The organism is Micromonospora sp. NPDC005173 (assembly GCF_040608515.1).
Lineage (GTDB): Bacteria > Actinomycetota > Actinomycetes > Mycobacteriales > Micromonosporaceae > Micromonospora.
Genome location: NZ_JBEXIK010000010.1, coordinates 145,138 through 161,719, shown reverse-complemented (window position 1 = coordinate 161,719; position 16,582 = coordinate 145,138). Strand labels below are relative to the sequence as shown.

The 16,582-nt window shown below is 69.9% G+C and carries 19 protein-coding genes and 1 pseudogene; 7 read left to right on the top strand and 13 right to left on the bottom strand.

Annotation, left to right across the window (positions count from 1 at the left end):
* Positions 1-59: 59 nt before the first annotated feature.
* Positions 60-290 carry a hypothetical protein gene (locus ABZV00_RS14790; protein ID WP_355605900.1) on the top strand — a complete coding sequence of 77 codons (231 nt, stop codon included), beginning with the start codon at positions 60-62 and terminating at the stop codon, positions 288-290.
* Positions 291-685: 395 nt separating this feature from the next.
* On the opposite strand, the gene ABZV00_RS14785 is transcribed toward ABZV00_RS14790, so the two are convergent.
* The 5 genes and pseudogenes from ABZV00_RS14785 to msrB all read right to left on the bottom strand — a co-directional run bounded on the left by ABZV00_RS14785 (position 686) and on the right by msrB (position 4,030).
* On the bottom strand, positions 686-1,114 hold the full coding sequence (locus ABZV00_RS14785) for an OsmC family protein (RefSeq protein ID WP_328414182.1): 429 nt from the start codon (positions 1,112-1,114) through the stop codon (positions 686-688).
* 469 nt (positions 1,115-1,583) lie between these two features.
* Positions 1,584-1,834, bottom strand: a pseudogene (locus ABZV00_RS14780) (transposase family protein); the annotation flags it as partial.
* Between the two features lie 122 nt (positions 1,835-1,956).
* Positions 1,957-2,613, bottom strand: coding sequence for a TetR/AcrR family transcriptional regulator (locus ABZV00_RS14775; protein ID WP_355605897.1), 657 nt, complete (start codon positions 2,611-2,613; stop codon positions 1,957-1,959).
* Positions 2,614-3,034: 421 nt separating this feature from the next.
* Positions 3,035-3,541: a peptide-methionine (S)-S-oxide reductase MsrA gene (gene msrA, locus ABZV00_RS14770; protein WP_328414178.1), complete on the bottom strand. Its 507-nt coding sequence runs from the start codon at positions 3,539-3,541 to the stop codon at positions 3,035-3,037.
* A gap of 9 nt (positions 3,542-3,550) precedes the next feature.
* On the bottom strand, positions 3,551-4,030 hold the full coding sequence (gene msrB / locus ABZV00_RS14765) for a peptide-methionine (R)-S-oxide reductase MsrB (protein ID WP_355605894.1): 480 nt from the start codon (positions 4,028-4,030) through the stop codon (positions 3,551-3,553).
* A 406-nt stretch (positions 4,031-4,436) separates the two neighbouring features.
* Between msrB and ABZV00_RS14760 the strand changes: the two genes are divergently transcribed.
* The 6 genes from ABZV00_RS14760 (at position 4,437) to ABZV00_RS14735 (ending at position 7,985) form a co-directional block, all read left to right on the top strand.
* Positions 4,437-4,655, top strand: a complete 219-nt coding sequence (locus tag ABZV00_RS14760) for an SDR family NAD(P)-dependent oxidoreductase (protein WP_355605892.1) — start codon at positions 4,437-4,439, stop codon at positions 4,653-4,655.
* A gap of 204 nt (positions 4,656-4,859) precedes the next feature.
* Entirely contained in the window at positions 4,860-5,777 is a 918-nt protein-coding gene (locus ABZV00_RS14755) for an NADP-dependent oxidoreductase (protein ID WP_355605889.1), read from the top strand.
* Positions 5,778-5,935: 158 nt separating this feature from the next.
* Entirely contained in the window at positions 5,936-6,397 is a 462-nt protein-coding gene (locus tag ABZV00_RS14750; RefSeq protein WP_355605887.1) for a GNAT family N-acetyltransferase, read from the top strand.
* Positions 6,398-6,432: 35 nt separating this feature from the next.
* Complete coding sequence (locus tag ABZV00_RS14745) at positions 6,433-6,906, top strand: GNAT family N-acetyltransferase (RefSeq protein ID WP_355605884.1); 474 nt, start codon at positions 6,433-6,435, stop codon at positions 6,904-6,906.
* A gap of 213 nt (positions 6,907-7,119) precedes the next feature.
* Positions 7,120-7,545: a DNA-binding protein gene (locus ABZV00_RS14740; protein WP_355605881.1), complete on the top strand. Its 426-nt coding sequence runs from the start codon at positions 7,120-7,122 to the stop codon at positions 7,543-7,545.
* 86 nt (positions 7,546-7,631) lie between these two features.
* Positions 7,632-7,985: an MmcQ/YjbR family DNA-binding protein gene (locus tag ABZV00_RS14735; protein WP_355605879.1), complete on the top strand. Its 354-nt coding sequence runs from the start codon at positions 7,632-7,634 to the stop codon at positions 7,983-7,985.
* A gap of 46 nt (positions 7,986-8,031) precedes the next feature.
* Here the strand turns inward: ABZV00_RS14735 and argH are convergent, their stop codons facing one another.
* From argH to argC, 8 genes are read right to left on the bottom strand one after another with little or no spacing between them, the layout of a single operon-like run.
* The gene (gene argH, locus ABZV00_RS14730; RefSeq protein ID WP_355605977.1) at positions 8,032-9,495 is read right to left on the bottom strand and encodes an argininosuccinate lyase; all 1,464 of its coding nucleotides are present in this window, start codon (positions 9,493-9,495) and stop codon (positions 8,032-8,034) included.
* A gap of 8 nt (positions 9,496-9,503) precedes the next feature.
* Complete coding sequence (locus ABZV00_RS14725; RefSeq protein WP_355605876.1) at positions 9,504-10,715, bottom strand: argininosuccinate synthase; 1,212 nt, start codon at positions 10,713-10,715, stop codon at positions 9,504-9,506.
* Entirely contained in the window at positions 10,712-11,227 is a 516-nt protein-coding gene (locus ABZV00_RS14720; RefSeq protein WP_355605873.1) for an arginine repressor, read from the bottom strand. Before ABZV00_RS14720 ends, ABZV00_RS14725 begins: the two co-directional genes overlap by 4 nt.
* A complete protein-coding gene (argF, locus tag ABZV00_RS14715) occupies positions 11,224-12,168 on the bottom strand; it encodes an ornithine carbamoyltransferase (RefSeq protein ID WP_355605870.1) in 945 nt (314 codons plus the stop codon). The genes ABZV00_RS14720 and argF overlap by 4 nt, the downstream gene beginning before the upstream one ends.
* On the bottom strand, positions 12,165-13,436 hold the full coding sequence (locus ABZV00_RS14710) for an acetylornithine transaminase (RefSeq protein WP_355605868.1): 1,272 nt from the start codon (positions 13,434-13,436) through the stop codon (positions 12,165-12,167). Before ABZV00_RS14710 ends, argF begins: the two co-directional genes overlap by 4 nt.
* Entirely contained in the window at positions 13,433-14,320 is an 888-nt protein-coding gene (argB, locus tag ABZV00_RS14705; RefSeq protein WP_355605865.1) for an acetylglutamate kinase, read from the bottom strand. Before argB ends, ABZV00_RS14710 begins: the two co-directional genes overlap by 4 nt.
* Complete coding sequence (gene argJ, locus ABZV00_RS14700) at positions 14,317-15,489, bottom strand: bifunctional glutamate N-acetyltransferase/amino-acid acetyltransferase ArgJ (protein WP_355605863.1); 1,173 nt, start codon at positions 15,487-15,489, stop codon at positions 14,317-14,319. Before argJ ends, argB begins: the two co-directional genes overlap by 4 nt.
* Positions 15,486-16,487 (bottom strand): N-acetyl-gamma-glutamyl-phosphate reductase, encoded by a 1,002-nt coding sequence (gene argC, locus ABZV00_RS14695; RefSeq protein WP_355605861.1) that lies wholly within the window; start codon positions 16,485-16,487, stop codon positions 15,486-15,488. Before argC ends, argJ begins: the two co-directional genes overlap by 4 nt.
* Positions 16,488-16,582 lie beyond the last annotated feature (95 nt).

Sequence of the window (16,582 nt, the reverse complement as noted above, 5' to 3'; positions counted from 1 at the left end):
CAGGCAGCGACCTGGATCAGCTCGCTGTCGCAGCTCAGCGCGTCAACGTCGAGCTCGGCATGTCCACCGCCTTCCTCGACGAGGCACTGCAACGCTCGCTCGAACCCGGCGCACCGTCCACCATGGCCCGGCCGATCACTGCGAGCCATGCGCGACGCCGGCCTCACCCCATCGTGTTCGTCGCGCCGATCCTGCCCGAACTGACACACAGCACCGAGCAGATCGACGAGTTGATCGGCACCCTGGCCGACGCAGGGGCAGGCAACTTCTCCCGACACCGCTGTACCTGATGCGCGGCGTCACAGACCTGTTCTTCGCCTGGCTGCGCCGCCAGCATCCCGAACTGCTCTCCATGTACGCCGACCTCTACGCGCACGGCTCGTGCACGGCCCGTCATTACCGCGACCTCGTCCGGGCACGCGTGAACCAGGCATTGCAGCGCCACGGGCTGCCGACCCCCGACGAGTTCGCCCTGCTCGGCCGTCACCGAGCTGACCGCACCGACTCAGTCCTGAGCTGCCGGCACGAGTCACCGGCCATCCGCCAGGACCAGGACCTGCGCCGCATGCAAGGCGCCGCATCGCGTTCAAGCTGTCGCGGTCGACGGAAACACTGTCGCCGCCTGGGGCGGAACGACAACCGGTTGATGCTCGGCCGTGATCGCCGAGCAGCAAGCGGCCTGATTTCAGCGCGGCCCGACGAACTCTGTCCTCACGCTCCATGCGAACTGAATCAGCAGGGTCACTGGGGACTTCTCGGCAATGTCATGCATCACCTTCAAGTCGTCGGGGTCAGGTTCTTCACTCAGTGTGATCGTGCGCTGCAGGTAACGCTCTGCGCCTTCCTGGTCGGGTTCGTGGTAGTCGATCTCGACGGTGATGTCACCGGCGGTGTCGTACTTATAGTCGACATACTGCCGCAGCGTCTGAGCAGTGCACGACGCGAGCGCCATCAACAGGTACTCCGTCGGCGTCGGGCCTTCGCCGAGTGCGCCGTTGTGCGGTTCATCGGCGACGAACGTGAAGCCGCGGGTGGTCATGTCCGTGCGCCGGCGCTCAGTGGCCGGAAGGACAGCTCGGGCGGATGCGACGACACGATCCCGATCGGTTTCCATCAGCCGTGCCTTCCTGTAGATCCTGGTAGTGACGGTCCAGATACGCGGGTCCAGCAGCCGAGCCGCAGTCTGAGCGGGGGCTGTGGCCGGGCGTATCACCCCGTGACCGGGTACCTCCGCAGGCTAACCTTCGCGGACTAGATAGTCCAGTTGATCGCTCGTGGCCAGAACCGCTCGGCCCTCGTGAACCATCACCTCGGGGTGCCTTAAGCTGCACTGAGAGGCGATTCGGACCAAGACGCCCCCAGCTGAACTCGCTCGATGCCAAACCCAGATATGGACTCGTCAGTCCGCTAAGGCTAGGATATGCCGTCGTTCACGCATCAGGGCGGCGACCGTCGGCGCCTCCCGCGACTCGGGCCGACTCAAATCCGGACAACATGAGGAACATCGATACTCAGTGATCCGCAGTCGCAGCACGAGGCGATCCAACGACGCGAGGAACGACTCGATGGCAGCTTTCTCACCGCGCCGCTGCGGCGAGTAGAGCGACAGCTTCACGGACGTAGCGCCAGGCGGTGGCGACGCCGATGCCGAACCCGCTGCGAGGCGGGCGTAGGTGTCGCCGTTGCGCAGATGGGCGAGGGTGAGTAGGGCTTGCCGGGCGGGGTCCAGGCGCCGCCACCGGGATCGACGCTGCTGGCGGTGGTTACGGAGGCACTCAGCGAGGTGGTTCAGGGTTCGGCCGGACAGCGGGATCGTGGCGGGGTGAGACAGCACGGCGAGGCTCCCGGTCGGGGCATCGTGGTTCGACTGCTGCCTGACCTGGAGCCTCGCCCTCATCGATCGCCGGGCTGCTCGCACCCGCCGTGACCAGCCTGATCACGATGAAAAGGGCTCAACTAACGGGTCGGCTCGCCGGACGGCTCCAAGAGGAACGATCTGATGTTTTCCAGCGCCATGTCCAGAGCAACTTCCATGGGTGCGACGTTGTGCGCGGCGTTCGCCAGCAAGTAGCCGCCTTGCAAAGCTGCCATCAACCCCGTGGCCAACTTCTCCGGGTCGGCGTCCTGGCGCAGTGCACCGCTGTCCCGCATCCGGTGCAGACCATCACTGATCAGCTTTTCCCATGCCGCAAACGTCTCCGACAGCAGAGATCGAGCCTGCTCATCCTGATCGGACAGCTCGACAGCCATCGACCCAAGGCCGCACCCGTATTTGCCGTTGTTCAGCGAGTTGGCCTGGACCAGCGCGTTACGCCACCGGACCAGCCCTGAGAACGATCTCAGTCGTTCGAGCCCTCCGCGCTCGCGCTGAAGCACAAGCGCGCCTCGATATTTGACCAACGCGCGCACGAGCTCCTGCTTGTCGGCGAAGTGGCGGTAGAGCTGAGACTTGCTCGTCTGGCTGGCCTCGCGGACGTCGTCAAGGGTCGTCGCGTTCACTCCACGCACGAACATTAGCCGGTTCGCCGCCTCGAGGATCCGCTCTCGCGTCGCGATGCCCCGTTGACTGATCCTCCGCTGATTCGTCGGCGCAGCCAGCTGCTCGTCGCTCATCGGTCAAGTGTATCCAGCGCGCCAGATAGCCCATGGAGAATGGGACCTTGGAGTCCATCCGGCGTCATGTCGCATTCGCGTGATGGTGAAGAACGAACGCATGCGCCGACGGCTTGATTGAACGGGTGTCCGTCCGCGAGATCATCGATAGGGCGGGTCTTTTCCTGGACTGCTTGGTCCTCGCTGTGGCAAGTTGCTGCTGCTCAGGAGTTGCTCGGCCGATGCATCGTGCGCGGCGCGCCGCAGGTCAGCGTGTGTCAACCTCTTTGACATGCGTCTGCACGTCACACGCATCACCCGCAGCTGATCCAGGCTGCGGGTGATGAAACAACAAGAGGGAATCACTGTCGCGTGTCCCGCTCCCGGCAGACGAAGACATCCCTGGCCGGCGCGCAGACCCGGGGTCCGCGCGCCGGAGGTGTCAGGCCGCCGCCCGCTTCGGGAGCTTCCACCCGGGGCGGGGGAAGTGGCAGGTGTAACCGTTGGGGTAGGTCTGCAGGTAGTTCTGGTGCTCGGGCTCAGCCTCCCAGAAGTCGCCCGCCGGGGTCACCTCGGTGACGACCTTGCCGGGCCACAGGCCCGAGGCGTCGACGTCGGCGATCGTGTCCTCGGCGACCCGCTTCTGCTCGTCGCTGGCGTAGAAGATCGCCGAGCGGTAGCTGATGCCGATGTCGTTGCCCTGGCGGTTCTTCGTCGAGGGGTCGTGCACCTGGAAGAAGAACTCGAGCAGCGCGCGGAAGTCGGTCTTCTCGGTGTCGTAGACGACCTCGATGGACTCCGCGTGGGTGCCGTGGTCGCGGTAGGTGGCGTTCGGGACGTCGCCACCGCTGTAGCCGACGCGCGTGGACACGACGCCGGGCTGGCGGCGGAACAACTCCTCCATGCCCCAGAAGCAGCCGCCGGCGAGGATCGCCTTTTCGGTGGTCACGTCGTCTCCCTACTTGTCGTCGGTGTCAGTTTTGGTGTCACTCCTGAACAGGGTGCGGTATTCGCCGTACCCTGCGTTCTCCAGGTGGTCGAGGTGGATGAACCGCAACGACGCGGAGTTGATGCAGTAGCGCAGCCCACCCTTGTCGGGGGGACCGTCGTTGAAGACGTGGCCGAGGTGGCTGTCCCCGTGCCGCGAGCGGGCCTCAGTCCGGATCATCCCGTGGCCGGAGTCTTCGCGCTCGACGACGTTCGTCTTGGCGACCGGCTTCGTGAAGCTCGGCCAGCCAGAGTTGCTGTCGTACTTGTCGACCGATGCGAACAGCGGCTCGCCGGACACGACGTCGACGTAGATGCCGGGCTCGTGGTTGTCCCAGTAGGCGTTGGCGAACGCGCGCTCGGTGCCGTCCTGCTGGGTCACGCGGTACTGCTCCGGGTCGAGCCGCGAAACGGCCTCCGGGTTCTTGTGGTACTGGGTCTGCTGGGGCACAGCTCTCCCTTCCCGGCCTTTCGGCGTGAAGCTGAGGAACCAGGCGAAACGCACCTGGACGCGCGAAGGTACAGACACCCTACGGACCGGTTGTATTCCCGCAGCCCTCACCTTTTGTGGACCATAGAGTCCGGACAGAATGCCGGACGTGGCCGACTGGGTGCCGTCGGTACGGTGGTTGACCTGGGGCGCTTCGCCATCACAGTAGCATCCGCTTGACCCAAGAGTGGACTTGACCGACCAGTTCTACCGCGACTAGGTTCGGGGCGTCCGGCTGTGTGCCTCCGCTGGCGACGAACGGTCCGACTTGCCCACCGGCGCCGAGTTCTACGGACGTCGCACCACTCCCGGGGAACCGGTTGCTGCCAAACACAAATCGCCATTCAGTGGGTAAGGAACAACTGTCATGAGTGAGAGTTTCGAGGGCCGTAAGGCCGTGATCGTCGGCGGCAGCAGCGGCATGGGCCTCGCCACGGCCCACCAAGTCGTCGCCGGGGGCGGCACCGGCGTGATCACGGGCCGAGACCAGGACAAGGTCGGGGCCGCGGTCGACGCCTTGTCGCAGAACGGAAAGGCATGGGGCATCACAGCCGAGCTGACCGACCGCGACCAGGTCGACACGTAACGCCGGGATCGCGCCGGCGGGGCCTCGACCCCGACGCCGTCCTACCGACGACTTCGCTGTCGCGCTCGTTCCTCGACACCCTCGCGCCACAACCGCTACCGATCAGCGTGGTAAGACGCCGAGGCCTAGCGCCGCTAATGCTGTTAAAACGAAATTTGCTCCTCGTGACCGTGCAAACGAGGACTGGACAAAAGGAGGTACCAGATGAAGGCGATTGTGGTGACGGACGAGGCTGCGGGAACGGCCGGGATGACGCTGGTGGAGCGGCCCGAGCCGGAACCGGCGCTGAACGACGTCGTCGTTCAGGTCCATGCGTCGGGATTCGTCCCGACTGAGATGGCGTGGCCCTCGACCTGGACCGATCGCCTCGGCCGTGACCGGACGCCGTCGATCCCTGGGCACGAGCTGGCCGGAGTGGTCACCGCTCTCGGCTATGGCACGACGGGACTGTCTGTGGGACAGCGGGTGTTCGGCCTCACGGACTGGACTCGCGACGGCACCCTGGCGGAGTATGTGGCCGTCGAGGCGCGTAACCTCGCGCCGCTGCCCGCCGACGTCGACTTCACGGTGGGCGCGAGCCTGCCGATCTCGGGCCTGACCGCGTGGCAGGGACTGTTCGAGCACGGCCGCCTTCAGGCGGGGCAGAGCGTCCTCGTGCACGGCGCGGCCGGCGCAGTCGGTTCGATGGTGACGCAGCTCGCACGTGAGTTCGGCGCCTACGTCATCGGCACCGGACGCGCTGCCGACCGTCAGACCGCGCTCGACTTCGGCGCGCAGGAGTTCGTCGACCTCGGCAACGACGCCCTGGAAGACGTCGGCGGAGTCGATCTGGTTTTCGATGTCATCGGCGGTGACATCGGGAAGCGGTCCGCAGGCCTGATTCGAGCCGGAGGAACGCTGGTGTCTGCCGTCGGGCCGCCCGAGGCGCGGCCCGCGGACGGCCTGGCGGTCGATTTCGTCGTCGTGTCCGATCGCGCCCAACTGGGCGAGATCGTCCGGCGGGTGCGGGACGGACGACTGCGGACGAACATCGGCAACGTCGCGACCCTCGACGACGCCGTCGCCGCCTTCAACCCGACCGAGCGGATCAAGGGAAAGACGATCATCCGCGTTCGCTCGTAAGGACTCGGCACACCCAAGCACGAGAACGACCCCCGCAGGAGCGAGAAGTACGTCGATGGCTGGGCCTTCACCTCCCGTCGACGACATGCGGCTGGGCGAGTACGACTACCGCCACGACCCGGGAGTGATCTGATGACCATCAACGAAGGCACACCCCGATGACCGACCCAACCGAGCCGACCCGCTACGCCGTCGAGTACCCCGACGAGGCCGGATACCCCGACGAGAAAGGCACCCTCAGCCAGGACCAGGCCGTCCTCATCGACGAGGTAATCGACGATCCCTACGCCCCCGCGTTCGACTTCCAAGTCGTCAACGACGAGAAACTCGGCATCTACGACGCCATCGTCGGGGACCGAGAGGTGGCCGGGCTGACCTACAACGTCGCCGGAGACGACCGACTCGTGCTGGTGGCCACCTCGGTGTTCCCTGAGTTCCGCAAACAGGGCATCGCCACCGAGCTGATCCGACGCGTCCTGGACGACGTGCGTGTGCAAGGCAAGACGGTCACCATCAGGTGCCCGATCGTGCGCACCTTCATCGAGCACAACCCCGAGTACGCCGACCTCATCGACCCCGAGCACCCGGGAGTGACCCAGGGTCACACCCAATTGTCCTAAACCCACCTATTAGCTCCCCCAAGAGAAGTGTGACAATGACGATCAATCTCGAGGCCGAGGCGGCCACCCGGGAAGAGAACAACGCGGCGCTCATCGCTGCTCTGAACGAGACAAGTCTCAGCGAGGTGGAATCCAGCTGGGAGCTCGATGTCATCAACGACGCGGAGCGCGGTCGCTGGATCGCCGCCCTCGGCGCCGAAGCGATCGCCGAGCTCCCGTACCGGTTCGTGGGCGGCCGTGTCGTGTTGCTAACGACCTGGGTCGACCCCGCCTACCGACGCAATCGGGTGGCCACGGAGCTCATCGCTCGCGTGCTGGACGAGATCCGCGAGAGCGGGAAGAAGATCACCGTCATCTGCCTGGTCGTAGGTGAGTTCATTGCCCGCAACCCGGAATACCTCGATCTCATCGACAAGGTCCATCCCGGCGCCGGCGCCTACCCCCAGCACGAACCCGCGGAAGGCGACCACGACGAGGAGCTCACCGCGTTCGAGAACGACATGACGTAGCCGTCCGGCGTTCAGACGTCGTTCGAGTCGTCCAGCGGGTCCGGGATGGGCGACTGCGGACGAACATCGGCCACGTCGCGACCCTCGACGACGCCGTTGCCGCCTTCAACCCGACCGGGCCGGTCAAGGGCAAGACCATCCGGCCGTCGGCGCCGTCGGGGCGTCTTTCAACATTCTGTTGACAAGACTGCGTTGATGAGCTGTGATCGGACCATGACGATCGACGACCCGTTCACCGCGCCGAACCCGGCTCGTGTCCGCGCCCACCGCACCCACGAGGCGCTGCAACGGATCAGCGAGCGACACGCCGGCACCGACGCTCAGCGAGGGCGCTGGGCGCATCCGTACGTGCTGGACCCGTGGGAGGCGGTGGCCCTGGTCACCGCCCTGGCCGCGGGTGGAGCCGAGCGGGAGCCCACGGAGGAGCCGGTCGACGGCGCCGACCTCACGGCCGCGCTGACCCTGCTGCCGCACGTCCGCGCGGAGCTGGACGCCCTGGAAGCCGGGCTGTTGACGCTGGCCCGCGACCGAGGGCTGACCTGGCAGGCCATCGCGTACGGGCTGGGCCTGGGCAGCGCGCAGGCCGCCCGACAGCGCTACGAGCGGGTCGCCGCCCGCTCGGCCGAGCAGACACGCTGACGGCGTGGCGACCCGCCCGGCCGACTGGCATGCCGCACGCCGGCCGGGCGCGCAGACTGTGCGCACGACGATTCCGGGAGGCACCCATGGAGCGCGCGGAGATGCTGGCGTACTGCCTGGCCAAGCCGGGGGCGTGGCTGGACCGGCCATGGGAGGGCGACGAGGTGGTGAAGGTCGGCGGCCGGATCTTCGCCTTCCTCGGCAACGGCGAGGGAAACCCGACGGTCGGGGTGAAGTGCGGCCAGACCCGTGAGGTCGCCGACGAGTGGCTGCACCGCCACCCCGACGACGCCCGGGTGATGGCCTACATCGGCCGGTCCGGGTGGAACACCCTGCGCCTGGACGGCGGGATCGACGAGGACGAGCTCACCGAGGCGGTCGACGCGTCGTACGACATGGTGGTGGCCAAGCTCCCGAAGCGGGAGCGCCCGACGGCCTGAACGGACCGCGGCGCCGGCGGCGAGTCGCGCCGGCGCCACGGTGGGATCAGCGGGGTACGACCCGCTCGGTGGCCCACTCCCGCCAGCCGACCAGCCGGTCCGCGGCGGCGGCCAGTTGGTCGGCGACCGGGCCGGGGCCGGTGGAGCCGGGGGTGGTCCGGGCCGCGAGGGCCGAACGGACCGAGAGCACATCGCGCACCGACGGGTCGAGGTGCTCGCTGACCGCGGCCAGATCGGCGTCGGAGACCTCCTCCAGCTCGCACTCCCGGACCGCGCAGAGCGCCACCAGCCGGCCGGTGATCTCGTGCGCGTCACGGAACGGCACGCCCCTGCGGACCAGCCAGTCGGCCACTTCCGTGGCCAGCGAGAAGCCGACCGGCGCGGCGGCCACCAGCCGGTCCACCCGCACGGTCATCGTGGAGATCATCCCCGCCAGCGCCGGCAGCAGCAGTTCCAGGGTGTCGACCGCGTCGAAGGCCGGCTCCTTGTCCTCCTGCATGTCCCGGTCGTAGGTCATCGGCAGACCCTTGAGCATGGTGAGGACGGCAATCAGGCCGCCGACCAGCCGGCCGGACTTGCCCCGGGCCAGCTCGGCGATGTCCGCGTTCTTCTTCTGCGGCATGATCGACGAGCCGGTGGCGAACGCGTCGTCCAGCTCCACCCAGCCGAACTCGTGCGAGGTCCAGAGCACCACCTCCTCGCCGAGCCGGGACAGGTGCACCCCGATCAGGGCGGTGGTGAAGAGGAACTCGGCGACGAAGTCCCGGTCGGCGACGGCGTCCATCGAGTTGGCGAACGACGTGCGGAAGCCCAACTCCTTGGCCACGGCCACCGGGTCGAGCGGCAGCCCGGAGCCGGCCAGCGCGCCGGCGCCGAGCGGGCTGATCGCCGCCCGGTGGTCCCAGTCACGCAGCCGCTCCAGGTCGCGCAGCAGCGGCTGCACGTGGGCGAGCAGCCAGTGCCCGAAGGTGACCGGCTGGGCGTGCTGCAGGTGGGTCATGCCGGGCGCGGCGGTGTCGACGTGCCGCTCGGCCTGCTCGACCAGCGCCTCGGCCAGCTCGACCAGTCGGCTGGCCACGCCCCGGGCGTGGTCGCGCAGGTAGAGCCGCAGGTCGGTGGCGACCTGGTCGTTGCGGGACCGGCCGGCGCGCAGTTTTCCGCCGAGGCTGCCCAGCCGCTCCAGCAGCCCGCGTTCCAGCGCGGTGTGCACGTCCTCGTCGTCGACCGTGGGACGGAACGCCCCGGAGGCGCAGGCGGCCTCCAGGTCGTCCAGGGCGGCCAGGATCCGGCCCAGCTCGTCGGGGTCGAGCAGGCCGGCGCCCGCCAGCACCCGGGCGTGCGCCCGGGAACCGGCGATGTCGTACGGGGCCAGGCGCCAGTCGAACTGCACGCTCACCGACAGCCGGGCGAGCGCCTCGGCGGGGCCGCCGGCGAACCGACCACCCCACAGGCTCGTCCGGTTGGTGGCGGCGCTGTTCTCGGTCAGGCTCTTGTCGTCCACGCCGCCCATTGTGAGGGTCACTGGCCGGAGCCGCCCAGCCGGGCGTTCCGCGCGGCGGCCATCCGGCTCGGCAGGCCCCACAGCTGCACGAAACCCTTGGCCAGGGACTGGTCGAAGGTGTCGCCGGTGTCGTAGGTGGCCATTCCGAAGTCGTAGAGGCTCGCCTCGGAGCGCCGGCCGGTGACGGTGACCCGGCCGCCGTGCAGGGTCATCCGCACCTCGCCGCTCACGTGCTGCTGCGCGTCGTCGATGAACGCGTCCAGCGAGTCCTTCAGCGGCGAGAACCACAGGCCGTCGTAGACCAGCTCACCCCAGCGCTGGTCGACGCTCTTCTTGAACCGGGCCAGGTCCCGCTCCACGGTGACCGCCTCCAGCTCCTGGTGGGCGGTGATCAGCGCGATCGCGCCGGGAGCCTCGTACACCTCGCGGCTCTTGATGCCGACCAGCCGGTCCTCGACCATGTCGAGCCGGCCCACGCCCTGCGCCCCGGCGCGCCGGTTCAGCTCCAGGATCGCCTGGTACGGGGTGACCGTCTCACCGTCGATGGCCACCGGCACGCCGGCGTCGAAGGTGATCACGACCTCGTCGGCGTCGCGGTCCTGCGCCGGGTCGTCGGTGTAGGAGTAGAGGTCCTCGATCGGGGCGTTCCAGATGTCCTCCAGGAACCCGGTCTCCACCGCGCGACCCCACAGGTTCTGGTCGATGGAGTACGGCGACTTCGCCGAGACGTCGATCGGCAGCCCCTTCTCCTCGGCGAAGGCGATCGCCTTGTCCCGCGTCCAGGCGAAGTCCCGGGCCGGCGCGATGATCTTCAGGTCGGGGGCGAGCGCGTTCAGGCCCACCTCGAACCGGACCTGGTCGTTGCCCTTGCCGGTGCAGCCGTGCGAGACGATGGTCCCGCCGTACTGACGCGCCGCGGCCACCAGGTGCTTGACGATCAGCGGCCGGGACAGCGCCGAGACCAGCGGGTAGCGGTCCATGTAGAGGGCGTTGGCCCGGATGGCCGGCAGGCAGTAGTCGGCGGCGAACTCGTCGCGCGCGTCGACCACCTCGGACTCGGCGGCGCCGCAGTCCAGCGCGCGCTGCCGGATGGCGTCAAGGTCCTCGCCGCCCTGCCCGACGTCGACCGCTACCGCGATCACCTCGGCGCCGGTCTGCTCGGCCAGGTAAGGAATGGCGACGGAGGTGTCCAGCCCTCCGGAGTACGCCAGGACGACCCGCTCGGTCATGGTGTGGTGTTCCCTTCAACGGTGTCTTCCCTGCGGGCCCAGCCGGCGAGCTTCTCGCCGAGTGCGGCCCCGCCGACGGCCTCGCGGGCCACGACGAGGATGGTGTCGTCGCCGGCGATGGTGCCGACGATCTCGGGCAGGCCCGCTCGGTCCAACGCGCTGGCCAGGTATTGGGCTGCACCCGGTGGGGTACGCAGCACGGCGATGTTGCCGCTGGAGTCGACCCCGTTGAGCAGCTCGCGCAGCAGCCGCACCAGCCGGGCGGGGGCCGCCTCGGCGTCGCGCAGCGGCCGGTGGCCGTCCTCGGGGATCAGGTAGACCGCCGGCCCGTCGCCGCCGCGCACCTTGACCGCGCCGAGCTCCTCCAGGTCCCGTGAGAGGGTGGCCTGGGTGACCCCGACGCCGTCGCTGGCCAGCAGGTCGGCCAGTTCGGTCTGCGAGCGGACCACCCGGTCACGGATCAGCTCGACGATCCGGGCGTGCCGGGCGGCGCGGGTCAACGGGGCGGTCATCGGGTCTCCCCGGCTACGCCGTCGGCCCCCAGCAGGAAGGTCAGCAGCGCCTTCTGGGCGTGCAGCCGGTTCTCGGCCTGGTCGAAGACCGCGCTCTGCGGGCCGTCGAACACCTCATCGCTGATCTCCTCGCCCCGGTGCGCGGGCAGGCAGTGCAGCACGATCGCGTCCGGCGCGGCCTGGCCGAGCAGTTCCTTGTTGACCTGGTACGGCAGGAACGGGGTGATCCGGTCCAGCCCGTCGGTTTCCTGCCCCATCGAGGTCCAGGTGTCGGTCGCCACCACGTCGGCGTCACGTACCGCCTGGCCCGGATCGGTCAACACCCGCACCGACCCGCCGGTGCCGGCGGCGATCTCCGCCGCCCGGTCCACCACGGCCGGGTCCGGTGCGAAGCCGGCCGGCCCGCCGATCCGCACGTGCATCCCGGCCGTCACCCCGGCCAGCAGGTACGACTGCGCCATGTTGTTGCCGCCGTCCCCCACGTAGGCCAGCGTGCGGCCGGCCGTGCCACCGCACCGCTCGCGAACGGTCAACAGGTCGGCCAGCAGCTGGCAGGGGTGGAAGCCGTCGGTGAGTGCGTTGATCACCGGCACGCTCGCGCCCGCCGCCACCTCGGCGATCCGGTCGTCGCCGTGGGTGCGCAGCACGATGGCCGCGACGTAGCGGGACAGCACCCGGCCGGCGTCGGCCAGCGTCTCGCCCCGTCCGAAGTGGGTGAGCTGGGTGTCCACGATGAGGGGGTGGCCGCCCAGCTCGGCGATCCCGGCGTCGAACGAGATCCGGGTCCGCAGGCTCTGCTTGTCGAAGAGCACCGCCACCGAGCGCGGCCCGGCCAGCGGCCGGTGGCCGAACCGGTCCGCCTTCATCCGCGCGGCCAGGTCGAGCACCGTGGCCTGCTCGGCGGGCGAGAGGTCGTCGTCGCGCAGGAAGTGCCGGGTCATGGGGTCGTTCCCGTCGTGGCGGTGGCGGTGGTCGGCGCGGAGTTCTTGGAAGCTGCCGACTCCTGGGAGGGCAGGTCCCCTCCGAGATCTGCGGCAGTGGCGGGGGTTGACGCGTTCAGGGCGGTGGGCAGCGCGGCGAGGAAGGCGTCCACCTGGGCGGTGGTGAGGATCAGCGGCGGGGCGAGCCGGACCACGCCCGGCTGCACCGGGTTGACCAGGAAACCGGCCTCGCGCAGCGCCTCGGACAGCACCGGCGCCACCGGCGCGGTGAGCGCCACACCGAGCAGCAGCCCGGCGCCCCGCACCCCGGCGACCAGCGGGTGGTCCAACGCCTCGATCCCGCCGCGCAGCCGCTCGCCGACCCGCTTCACGTGGTCGAGCAGCCCCTCGTTGGCGATGGTCGCCACCACGGCGAGCGCGGCGGCGCAGCTGACCGGGTTGCCACCGAAGGTGGTGCCGTGTGAGCCCGGCGTGAGCAGGTCGGCGGCCCGACCGAAGGCCAGCGTAGCGCCGAGCGGCAGCCCGCCGCCCAGCCCCTTGGCCAGGGTGACCACGTCCGGTTCCACGCCCTCGGCCTGGTGGGCGAACCAGTGCCCGGTACGACCGATGCCGGTCTGCACCTCGTCGAGCACCAGCAGCGCGCCGTGCCGGGCGGTGATCTTCCGCGCCGCGGCGAGGTAGCCGGCCGGCGGTACGACCACGCCGGCCTCGCCCTGGATCGGCTCCAGGATCACCATGGCGGTGGCGTCGGTGACCGCCGCCTCGAGGGCAGCGACGTCGCCGTAGTCGACGTGGGTCACGTCGCCGGGCAGCGGGCGGAACGGGTCGGCCTTGGCCGGCTGGCCGGTCAGCGCGAGGGCCCCCATGGTGCGGCCGTGGAACCCGCCCCGGGTAGCGACCACGTGGCTGCGGCCGGTCCGCCGGGAGAGCTTGAACGCCGCTTCGTTCGCCTCCGCCCCGGAGTTGGCGAAGAAGACCCGGCCGGGCCGGCCGGCGAGCGCCAGCAGCACCTCGGCCAGCGCGACCGGCGGCTCGGCGACGTAGAGGTTGGAGACGTGCCCGAGGGTGGCGACCTGCTTGGAGACGGCGGCCACCACGGCCGGGTGGGCGTGGCCGAGCGCGTTCACCGCGATCCCGCCCACCAGGTCGAGGTACTCCCGGCCGGCGTCGTCGACCACGACCGCACCGGTGCCGGAGACCAGCGCCAGCGGCGGAGTGCCGTAGTTGTCCATCATGGACTGACCCCAGCGCTGCACCAACGTGCTCATGCCGCAATCACCATCGTTCCGAACCCTTCCGAGGTGAAGACCTCGAGCAACGTGGAGTGCGCCACCCGACCATCGACGACGTGTGCGGCAGGCACTCCCCCGCCCACCGCCCGCACGCAGGCCTCCATCTTGGGCACCATCCCCGATTCGAGGCTGGGCAGCAGCTTCGCCAGGTCGTCGGTGTTGATCTCGGAGATCAGGCTGGTGGTGTCCGGCCAGTCGGCGTACAGGCCGGCCACGTCGGTGAGCACGACCAGCTTGCGGGCCTGCAACGCGACGGCCAGCGCGGCGGCGGCGGTGTCCGCGTTGAGGTTGTGCAGCACACCGTCGGCGTCCGGCGCGACCGTGGAGATCACCGGGATCCGGCCGGCCCCGATCAGGTCGGTCACCGCCGACACGTCGACCGACTCGACGTCGCCGACCTGGCCGACGTCGACCGGCAGGCCGTCCACGTACGCCGGGCGGCGTACCGCGGTGAACAGCCGGGCGTCCTCGCCGGAGAGACCCACGGCGAACGGGCCGTGCGAGTTGATCAGCCCGACCAGCTCCCGGCCCACCTGCCCGACCAGGACCATCCGGACCACGTCCATCGCCTCGGCGGTGGTCACCCGCAGCCCACCCCGGAACTCGCTGGCGATGCCGAGCCGGCCCAGCATGGCGGAGATCTGCGGGCCGCCGCCGTGCACCACCACGGGCTTGAGGCCGGCGTAGCGCAGGAAGACCATGTCGGCGGCGAACGCCCGCTGCAGCTCGGGGTCGGTCATGGCGTTGCCGCCGTACTTGACCACCACCGTGGAGCCGGAGAAACGAGCCAGCCAGGGCAGCGCCTCAATCAGCGCCTCCGCCTTGACCTGGGCCCGGGTGAGGTCGGTGCTGAGGCTCATGTGGAGTACGCCGAGTTCTCGTGCACGTAGGCGTGGGACAGGTCGTTGGTCCAGATCGTCGCGGCCGACGTGCCGGCGTGCAGGTCGATCCGGATGGTCACGTCCCGCCCAGTCAGGTCGACCTTCGAGCGGTCCTCGGCGGCGGCGCCGTCCCTGCACACCCACACCTCGTTGACCGCCACGTCCACCCCGTCCGGCTCGAACGCGGCGGTGGTGGTGCCGACGGCGGCGAGGATCCGGCCCCAGTTCGGGTCGTTGCCGAACAGCGCGGTCTTGACCAGGTTGTTGCGGGCCACCGAGCGGCCCACCTCGACCGCGTCGTCCTCGTCGGCCGCACCGACCACGTCGATGGCGATCTGCTTGGTGGCGCCCTCGGCGTCGGCGATCAACTGCTGGGCCAGGTCGTGACAGGCCGCGGTGACCGCGGCGGTCAGCTCGGCCGGGGTCGGCTCGATGCCACTCGCGCCGCTGGCCAGCAGCAGCACCGTGTCATTGGTGGACATGCAGCCGTCGGAGTCGACCCGGTCGAAGCTGACCCGGGTGGCCGCGCGCAGCGCCTCGTCCAGGGTCGCCGGCCCGGCCACCGCGTCGGTGGTCAGCACACAGAGCATGGTGGCCATCCCCGGCGCGAGCATCCCAGCGCCCTTGGCCATACCGCCGACCGTCCAGCCGCTGCCCCGGGCCACCGTGGTCTTCGGCCGGGTGTCCGTGGTCATGATCGCCTCGGCGGCGGCCGGACCGCCGTCACGGGACAGACCCCGGATCGCCGAGCGGACCCCGGGCAGCAGCTTCGGCATCGGCAGCCGCTCACCGATCAGGCCGGTGGAGCAGACCGCCACCTCGCCGGCGCCGAGGATCAACCGTGGGCTGACCGAGGTCAGCGCGGCGGCGGTGTGCTCGGCGGTGGCGTGGGTGTCCTGGAAACCGGCCGGGCCGGTGCAGGCGTTGGCGCCACCGGAGTTGAGCACCACCGCGCGGACCACGCCGCCGTGCACGACCTGCTGGGTCCAGCGCACCGGTGCCGCCTTGACCCGGTTGGTGGTGAAGACCCCGGCGACCCCGGCGTCCGGGCCGTCGTTGACCACCAGCGCGACGTCCGCGCCACCGCTGGCCTTCAGCCCGGCGGCCACCCCGGCCGCCCGGAACCCCCGAGGGGTGGTGACGCTCACGGGGCAACCCCCCAGACGGAAAGCCCTGTCGTCTCCGGCAGGCCGAGCATCAGGTTGGCGTTCTGGACGGCCTGGCCGGCCGCGCCCTTGCCCAGGTTGTCCAACGCGCTGAGCACGATCAGGCGCCCGGAGTCGACGTCGACGGTGGCCTGCAGGTGGCAGGAGTTCGAGCCGAGGGTGGCGCCGGTGTGCGGCCATCGACCCTCCGGCAGCACGTGCACGAACGGCGCGTCCGCGTACGCCTGGGCCAGCACCTGCTGCGGGTCGACGCCGCGCGCCGGCGTCGCGGTGACCGTGGCCAGGATGCCGCGCGACATCGGCGCCAGCACCGGGGTGAGCGAGAGGCCGGTCGCGCCGGCGGCCTGCTTGATCTCCGGTACGTGCTGGTGGGTGCCGACCCGGTACGGCGACAGGTCCCCCATCACCTCGCTGCCCAGCAGGTGCGGCTTGGCGGCCCGCCCGGCGCCGGAGGTGCCGGAGGCGGCGACCACCACCACGTCGGCGGGGCTGGCCGCACCGGCCGCGATCAGCGGCGCGAGCGCCAGGGTGATCGCGGCGGCGTAGCAGCCGGTGTTCGCCACCCGGGTGGAGCCGGCGATCAGCTCCCGCTGGCCGGGCAGCTCGGGCAGGCCGTAGGTCCACTGGCCGGCGTGCGTGCCGCCGTAGTACTGCGCCCAGGCGTACGGGTCGGCGAGCCGGTGGTCGGCGCCGAGGTCCACGATCCGGACATCGGCCGGCAATTGGGCAGCAAGAGCCGCCGACTCACCGTGCGGCAGGGCCAGGAAGACCAGGTCCGCGTCGGCCAGGGTCGCCGGGTCGGTCTCGCCGAGCACCAGGTCCAGACCGGTGAGCTGCGGGTGCACCACGTCAACGCGGTGCCCGGCCTGGCGGTGCGCGGTGGCGGCCACCACGTCGAACTCCGGGTGCCCGGCGACCAGGCGCAGCAATTCGCCCCCGGCGTAGCCGCTCGCTCCGGCGACCGCGACTCGGATTCCCATACTCACCTCCGCATGACTATGCAACGAAGGCTAGCAGCGATGATCAGCCGCTGCAACTTAATGCAGCCGAGTGCATGGAGATGAGAGTGTGACGC